The 5,830-nt window shown below is 45.2% G+C and carries 6 protein-coding genes and 1 pseudogene; 1 reads left to right on the top strand and 6 read right to left on the bottom strand.

Annotation, left to right across the window (positions count from 1 at the left end):
• Positions 1-1,704 (top strand): zincin-like metallopeptidase domain-containing protein (locus tag DXA05_RS25485; protein ID WP_128859767.1); only part of this gene is annotated, 1,704 nt, incomplete at its 5' end.
• 401 nt (positions 1,705-2,105) lie between these two features.
• On the opposite strand, the gene DXA05_RS25475 is transcribed toward DXA05_RS25485, so the two are convergent.
• From DXA05_RS25475 to DXA05_RS26620, 6 genes and pseudogenes are all read right to left on the bottom strand, one after another.
• A complete protein-coding gene (locus tag DXA05_RS25475) occupies positions 2,106-2,477 on the bottom strand; it encodes a DUF2958 domain-containing protein (protein WP_060451226.1) in 372 nt (123 codons plus the stop codon).
• 2 nt (positions 2,478-2,479) lie between these two features.
• Complete coding sequence (locus DXA05_RS25470; RefSeq protein WP_004319960.1) at positions 2,480-2,770, bottom strand: hypothetical protein; 291 nt, start codon at positions 2,768-2,770, stop codon at positions 2,480-2,482.
• 126 nt (positions 2,771-2,896) lie between these two features.
• A complete protein-coding gene (locus DXA05_RS25465) occupies positions 2,897-4,462 on the bottom strand; it encodes an IS66 family transposase (protein WP_072067342.1) in 1,566 nt (521 codons plus the stop codon).
• An 86-nt stretch (positions 4,463-4,548) separates the two neighbouring features.
• Positions 4,549-4,899, bottom strand: coding sequence for an IS66 family insertion sequence element accessory protein TnpB (tnpB, locus tag DXA05_RS25460; RefSeq protein ID WP_004296723.1), 351 nt, complete (start codon positions 4,897-4,899; stop codon positions 4,549-4,551).
• Positions 4,887-5,290, bottom strand: a pseudogene (locus DXA05_RS25455) (hypothetical protein). Before DXA05_RS25455 ends, tnpB begins: the two are co-directional and overlap by 13 nt.
• 72 nt (positions 5,291-5,362) lie before the next feature.
• The gene (locus DXA05_RS26620; RefSeq protein WP_165601821.1) at positions 5,363-5,518 is read right to left on the bottom strand and encodes a hypothetical protein; all 156 of its coding nucleotides are present in this window, start codon (positions 5,516-5,518) and stop codon (positions 5,363-5,365) included.
• Positions 5,519-5,830: the final 312 nt, after the last annotated feature.

Here is a 5,830-nt window from a genome sequence, read left to right as displayed (position 1 = left end):
GAAGGTCCGAGTGCCGAAGACAAGGCACTCGACCTGTTTGCCGATATGATGATTGAGCGTATTCAGTCGCTGTCGGGCAAAGACGGATGGAAAAAGCCCTGGTTTACTGAGGGTACGCTGCAATGGCCGAAAAATCTGAACGGACGAGAATATAATGGCATGAACGCTATGATGCTACTCCTGCATTGCGAGAAGGAGGGCTACAAGATTCCTCGCTTCTGTACCTTCGACCGCATACAGCAGTTTAACAAAACTGGCAAGAAAGACGAGGAACAGAAGCCTCGTGTGTCGGTATTGAAGGGTGAGCATTCTTTCCCCGTGATGCTCACCACGTTTACGGTGGTCAATAAGGAAACAAAAGAGCACATCAAGTGGGAGGACTACAAACTGCTCTCTCAGGAGGAGCGCGAAAAGTACAATGTATATCCAAAGCTTCAGACTTACCATGTATTCAATGTGTCGCAGACCAACCTGAAGGAGGTCAGACCAGAGTTTTGGGAGAAACTGGAACAGGAATACTCGATGCCTAAGGTGGAGAAGGACGAGCAGTTTGCCTTTGAACCCGTGGATAGGATGATAGCGGACAACCGTTGGATATGTCCCATCAAACCCATGTTCGGTGATTCCGCCTATTTCTCCATCAGCAAAAACGAGATTGTGATGCCGGAGAAAAGGCAGTTCAAGGATGGGGAGTCTTTCTACTCGAACCTTTTCCACGAGATGGGACACTCAACGGGTGCGGAGGGACAGTTGGACCGCATCAAGCCCGCTACCTTCGGCTCGGCAGAGTATGCACGCGAGGAACTGGTGGCAGAACTGACGGCTGCGCTGACCGCTCAGCGATATGGCATGACGAAGCACTTGAAGGGAGATTCGGCTGCCTATCTAAAGTCTTGGCTGGATTCGCTGAAAGAGTCGCCGCAGTTCATCAAGACCACGTTGCTCGATGTGAAGAAAGCCACCTCGATGCTCACGCAGCATATCGACAAGATTGCGATGGAGATAGACCAGGAGAAAAAGGCTGAGCAGACGGAAAATGTCGGTAATGAGGAGAAAATGGAGGGAAGTAAGGATGCCGGGCAGGTATATTACGCTTCCGTTGCCTATCTCCAATCAACGGATGACACATCGGAACTGGATAAGCTGAAAGATCGAGGAGACTATGATGGACTGCTGAAACTTGCCAAGGATTACTATGACGGTAACGGCATGGACGAGAAGCAGACCTACAGGAAGCCGTGCCAGAACAGAGGCGATGACCTGTTGATTGAGGACAAGGACTTTGCAGTGGTATATAATGGCAGTGTCGGTGGCACATACGAGGTGTTCCTAAAGCATACGGAACAGGAGATACGGGACCATATCACTCGCTATGGCATAGGACGTGCCAGTGAGGACGTGAAGGCTGTGGCGAGGGAGATGACCGCCGAAGAGTTTTCGGAATTGGCGCAACGAAAGATGCCGATATTCCAGATGCCAAATGGCGGTCTGCTGAACCTGCAATATAACAAGGATAAGGATAGTCTGGATGTGGGGACTGTGACCAATGCAGGACTCTCAGTGAAACACTCCTTCCCTTTCAGTCATGACCATTCTATGGATGCAAACATCAGCTCTGCGTATGAGCAACTGCTCGACATGGAGGAGTACCAGAAGGAAGAGGTACAAGAGGAGCACGTTGCCAAGTCCGCTTTCCGAAGATGAGAGTAGTATCGTAGTATATACTAATCGTAGGCTTTACTACTCATAGTAGGTACTAACAATAGTCAGCCGCAAGGAGTATTGTCCCTGCGGTTGCTTTGGTTATGGAGTTACTTTTGACAGTCTCTTATCCACTCTTTCCAATCTATGTCATCAACAGTTAATTCTTTGGTCTCCCAATCGTAGTCGATGTTTGGCAAATTAGAATATGGGAAATAGATGCTATACCCGATTTGCCCATAGGAGCAAAATAACGGAGTGACTGCGAGTTCTCGACCATAGTAAGAGGATGGTTGAAGATAGTTCCTCCAACAAAAGCGGTCTCGTTTAATGCAGCGGCAGATATGTCTGATAAGTTGATTTCTGTCCATTATCTTTTGTCTTTGGGGGTTATCATATGATGTTCACTTCTTTTCCATTCTATTCAGGAAAGTCTGTAAATCCTCGTCTGGAATGCTCTTCAGTTTCACCGGCTTGAAACCGTCCAATTGCTCCACTTGAAATATCTCGTCCACTCCATATTTGGAGCCATCCACCTTTACGCTCTCCATTTCTTTGACGGAGGTATAGCCATACTCCGTTTCATGCAGACCGCATACGATGGTGAATAACGTGGTGTCGTTACCTTCCTGTTGCCCTTCAAGTACGAACCAACGGACGTGTCCGATGAAGAATATTGCCACACAAACGGCATCCTTGCCTTTGCCGTCCTGTGAGTAAAGAGGATAGGATTTCAGTCTCTCCTCCAACGTGGGTGTAATCAATCTGCTTGCCATAGTCAATCGTTGTTAAGTGTTCTGTAATACATTCTGTTTTCAACAAGGTGTTCGATGGTCTCTGCTGCCAATCGGCACACCCACTCGTTACGCTGGTCATAACGACCTTTTTGATAGTCGTTGGCAAGGCGTTCCAAGAAGGCAAACACCACCTTGCCCTTTTCGTTGATGAGATAGCGATGGTCATCTGCAAGGGCATTGCCTACCTTGGCGGCTGAACCCATCTGACCGTTTACGAACCGTGAGAAGCACTCGATAAATGCCTTCTCGTTTTCTGATAATCTGTTGTTCATATCCTTTGAATTAAGAGTTAAATACTTGCCTGATAATAGATGTTTGGCTCACTGCTGACGTTGTAGATGTAAGCGTCTCCGCGATTCTATATAGTGTATTAAAATAAAAAAGCTAATGATCCCTTTTTAGTCATTAGCCTTTTCCCATCTGTCAGGAAGCAGTTCCCTGTATTTTTCAATTGGTGTGTTCGGTTGCCATTCGGCTGTTCTGTTTATCACATCCGTGAGATACTCAAATAGATTCACTTTATGCATCCTACAAGTGAGTGCTATCGTATAGAGTATGGCGCCTCGTTCGGCCCCCTTATGGCTGCCGAAGAACAATGAGTTTTTTCTTGATAAGGATATGTACCGGTTCATCCGTTCAACCATATTGTTGTCCAGATAAGTGTCACCATAATTAAAGATGTCCACCACTGCATTCCACTCATTGCGAAGATAGGTAATGGCTTCCTGCAGTTCGCTCTTAGGTAACAAATCCCCCCGTTCTTCTATTTCATCAAGCACATCTTTTATTTCTCCGAGTATGTCCGGCGCATACTTTTTTCGATGCATAAGATTCTGTTCTACCGTCCATCCCTCAACCCCAACTTTATGCTTATGCTCGTTTTGATAAAGTGCGTTTATCAGCTCCACGATCCTTTTTGCATCCGGGTCCTTCTCACCGCAATCTATAAATTTCCGTTTTATATGTTGCAAGCACGGGATGCGTGTGATATTGGGATAAGCATCGCTTTCGAGCTTCCGGTAAGGTGAGTAACCATCGCTTTGTATGATACCTTTGCAACTGCCTAATTCGTTAAGAATAACTCTTTCAGACCGGGAGCCGTCATCATAGAGCAAGTATATCATCCTGGTGTTTATGCCGACAACCACCCAAAGGTATCCCTTCCTGACTCCTTTTCCCTTGCTGTTCTTTTCCGGGACGAGTATTTTGTAATAGGTTTCATCGGCTGCCTTATAAGGATCACTCAAAGCTGTCTGCCGGATGCACTTATAAAGATTTTCGAAGAGGCTTGAGGCTTTTTCTATCAACTTATGAGCCGTAGGTTTCTTCAGCGTAAAGCCATGACTCTCGAAGTAGTTGATGATTCTTTCAACAGGTAGCGATTGTATATAACGTAATTCCATCAATCCGGCAATAAATGAACCGTCATAGCTGGAATTCAAGAAGGCCGAAGCCGGTGTTTTTCCCTCAAACAGGCGACCTTCTTGCGTATAGGTGTGTATCTTGTAGACATGCTTGATGAAGCGCATGGGTACACATTCATAGCGGACGCATATTCTGGGAACAGTGGTAAACAACCGGGCCTTATTGATGTCAAAATCGGGATCATCGGGATAAACGACATGTTCTTCTTCCTCCATCTCATAATGCATGTCACGTTTGGCCCCATTGTTCTTTCTTGCTTTACGCTTATCTGCTTTTTCCGCTTCTATCTTCTGCCGCTCTTCTTCGGATATGGCAGATTGGGGAGCCTGTTGCCGTTCGGATGTGTTGGATACAAGTTTGGCGAGTCCCTTAGTAAGGCGCTGTTGCTTGCTAAGAGATTCGCCTTTTTGAAGGAGTGCCTCTTTAAGGGAAGAAACCTCCTTTATCAAAGCATCTATTTGGTCCAAGAGTCTGTTGTTGTCATCTCGTAATCCCTTGATTTGTTCCTTCAATAACTCTATGATCTCATCCTTTTTCATGGCATAAAGATATAAAAAATCAACGAATTGGCCAAATAAACCGGATGATATCTTTAGCGCAAATAACTAATAATCAGAATGTTGAATTAGATCCTAAAACGCTTTCTCAACCGTACAGACTTTAATGACACTCCATTTAAGATAAAAGACAAAACCTGATAAGAAATCTCGTAATTGCCTGTATTGGGGTTAAATGTCGGTAACTCAAAACTTCCACCTTCGAGGCGCTTGTAGTACAGAAGAAAGCCATCGCCATCCCAACGCAGTATTTTTACACTTTGTCGGTTTTTACCAAAGAATAAAAAGATATCTCCGGAAACGGGAGACAAGTCCTTCATTTCCGATCGTATAATTTTGAATAAACCGTCAATGCCAAGGTTCATACGAACAAAGCCCTGGTACAGATAGTATCGATTGGCTGATGTTAGAGAATACATGGATCTCCCTCCTTTCTTTCGTAATCGCGCAACATTTTAATCACACCACCGGGTGTGGCCCGTTTGACCGAAATGGTGGTTCCACTGTTAAAGGTGATTGTGATCCCGGCAAGACTAAACTCTTCTTCCGACAACATGGCGGGTGCTATTTGAGTGAATGAAGGAGAGGAAGTTGTCGGTTGGGAGGGTTCAACGCCGCCATAATAATCACGGACCACATCTGCCTTGGCTTGTTTAACGCTATAGCCCCGTCTGGACATCCAGGAACTCATACCACCAAAAGTGGTATGCTGATCGCGGCAAACATCGGCTAAAGAACAATTGTAGTCTACTTTCAATACTTCAAGGAAATGTTTCCAAGTTTTCCAAATCGATTTTCTGCTAAATCCATAATGCTTCATTTTTATACATAGCAAAAATATAAGAATGAAAAAAGGCCGACAAGATAGAATCGCGGAGACGCTTACTTGTAGATATAATCTCCGCAACGCACCAACAAGGCATCCATGCCATAGTAGATGCGCTTCATGCCTTTGATGCTTCCGCTCTTGTGAAAGTTGGGGAAACGGCTGATATTGCACTGCTTTCCTTGTTCTTTGCTCAATCTTCTTGTCCTCATATCGTTTAATGTTTGAATGTTCAACTTGTTTTTAACTTCGTTGAAGAAACTCACACTCAGCATAGTGAATATATTCCCTCTACGTTCGCATAACCGTTTCTTTCTTCCCTCCTTTTGAAGCCTTTCGGCTCCGCTTGCCGGGAACAGATTTTTCGTGCATCAAAAGACTGCGGAATGAGGGCGATAAGGCAAGGAAACAGACAGAGGAGTTAATGAAATACCCAAATCTTTGATTTGCGGAAAGCTGTCGTTCAGTCCTCTGCCTGTTAGCATGGCGGTACTTGACCATTCGCCCGGGCAGTAACTTTGCAA

The organism is Bacteroides sp. AM54-2NS (genome assembly GCF_003602935.1).
Lineage (GTDB): Bacteria > Bacteroidota > Bacteroidia > Bacteroidales > Bacteroidaceae > Bacteroides > Bacteroides xylanisolvens.
Note: the sequence above shows the minus strand (reverse complement) of the source record. Positions and strands in the feature narration are given on the sequence as shown.

Bases quoted from the DNA above. Each gene is read 5' to 3' on its own strand.
- DXA05_RS25475 (WP_060451226.1), bottom strand. From the start codon at position 2,477: ATGGCAAGCAGATTGATTACACCCACGTTGGAGGAGAGACTGAAATCC.
- DXA05_RS25470 (WP_004319960.1), bottom strand. From the start codon at position 2,770: ATGAACAACAGATTATCAGAAAACGAGAAGGCATTTATCGAGTGCTTC.
- DXA05_RS25465 (WP_072067342.1), bottom strand. From the start codon at position 4,462: ATGAAAAAGGATGAGATCATAGAGTTATTGAAGGAACAAATCAAGGGA.
- tnpB (WP_004296723.1), bottom strand. From the start codon at position 4,899: ATGTATTCTCTAACATCAGCCAATCGATACTATCTGTACCAGGGCTTT.
- DXA05_RS26620 (WP_165601821.1), bottom strand. From the start codon at position 5,518: ATGAGGACAAGAAGATTGAGCAAAGAACAAGGAAAGCAGTGCAATATC.